This window comes from Hydrogenophaga sp. 70-12 (assembly GCF_001897365.1).
Taxonomy (GTDB): Bacteria; Pseudomonadota; Gammaproteobacteria; order Burkholderiales; family Burkholderiaceae_C; genus Hydrogenophaga; species Hydrogenophaga borbori.
In genome coordinates, this window is sequence record NZ_MKSS01000289.1 from 1 (window position 1) to 1,543 (window position 1,543).

2 protein-coding genes are annotated in these 1,543 nt (G+C 73.0%); both read left to right on the top strand.

Translation table 11 applies throughout. From position 1 onward, the window contains the following. Positions 1 to 169: 169 nt before the first annotated feature. Complete coding sequence (locus tag BGO22_RS15795; protein WP_070398776.1) at positions 170 to 1,147, top strand: transglutaminase family protein; 978 nt, start codon at positions 170 to 172, stop codon at positions 1,145 to 1,147. A 175-nt stretch (positions 1,148 to 1,322) separates the two neighbouring features. After that, positions 1,323 to 1,543: hypothetical protein (locus tag BGO22_RS15800; RefSeq protein ID WP_286851652.1), on the top strand; the 221-nt coding region annotated here is incomplete at its 3' end.

Below are 1,543 nucleotides of genomic sequence, written 5' to 3' on the forward strand. Positions count from 1 at the left end.
CGAGCTGAGCAACTGGCAGCGCGACGCCGACGGCCGCCGCGTCTGGGGCGCGCTGCTGCGCGTGCTGGAAGACTGCGAGGCCGCGGCGGTCGAGCTCTCCGACGAGATCACGCGCCTGCACTTCAGCCACGCCGACCGGCGCAGCCAGACGCTGTCCATCTGAACGGCCATGAAACTGCGCGTCCTGCACCGCACCACCTACCGCTACCAAAGCGCGGTGGACATGGCGCAGCACATGCTGCACCTGAGCCCGCGCGCCAGCGCGCTGCAGCGCGTGCTGGCGCACCGCATCGCGATCGAGCCCGAGCCGGCCACGATGCACCAGAGCACCGACGCCTTCGGCAACCAGCGCCGCTTCTTCGCCCAGCAGGCGCCGCACGACACCTTGAGCGTGCTGGCCGACAGCACGGTGATGACCGCCGCGCCGCGCCCCCTGCCCGAAGACGCGCCCTGGCGTGGCATGACCTGGGAGCGCGTGCGCGAGCACTTCCGCTACCGCGTCAATGCGCCCTACGAGGCCGCGGCCGAGTTCCTGTTCGCTTCGCCCCTGGTGGAACGCGACGAGGCCTTCGTCCAGTGGGCGCGCCCGGCCTTCGCGACCGGCGCGCCGGTGCTGCAGGCGGCGCGCGCGCTCATGGAGCGCATCCACGGCGAACTGCAGTACGACAGCGCCAGCACCGAGGTCAGCACGCCGCCGCTGGAGGCCCTGGCCCAGGGCCGGGGCGTGTGCCAGGACTTCGCCCACATCATGATCGGCTGCCTGCGCAGCCTGGGCCTGCCCGCGCGCTACGTCAGCGGCTACCTGCTCACCCAGCCGCCGCCCGGCCAGCCGCGCCTCATCGGCGCCGACGCCTCGCACGCCTGGGCCGCCGTCTACGTACCGCGCGAGGACGGCGGCGACGGTGAGTGGTTCGACTTCGACCCCACCAACAACCGCTGCGGCTGGGGCAGCCCGGGCGAGGACTACGTGACCCTGGCCATCGGCCGCGATTTCAGCGACGTCTCGCCCATGCGCGGCGTCATCCAGGGCGGCGCCCAGCACACGCTGGACGTGGCCGTGACCGTGGCCCCGCCGGGCGAGCTGGAAGGCCGTGACCTGGATACACCCACACAAGCGATGCCCGGCGCAACAGCGCCGCCTCCCTGATCCCTTCCGCCACGCGCGGGCCAACCCGTCGCGCAGGTGGGCACGCGGCCTGGCGATTCGTGAATTTTGGTTAAAGCCCCCGCCGACAGTCCGGACGCCCTGGGCCCTCGCCTGATGTGATCGCGCGCTCGTGCCGCCGGCACGGGCGTTTCGGATCGCATCGGGGGGACGGGGCATGCACAGACATCACCTGTGGGAGGGGCTCAAGGCCGCGCGCAGCCGCGCCCAACATGGGCTGGGCCTGCTCGCCCTTGTGCTGCTCTTCGGCCAGCCGCCGACGGCCCAAGCCGCCTGCGACCCCAGCGTGAGCTGCTGCGCCGGTGCCCCCAGCACCGGCAGCCCCTGCGGCGGGGCGGGCGCGGCCACCCTGGGCAACACCTCGGGCGTGGACAGCGG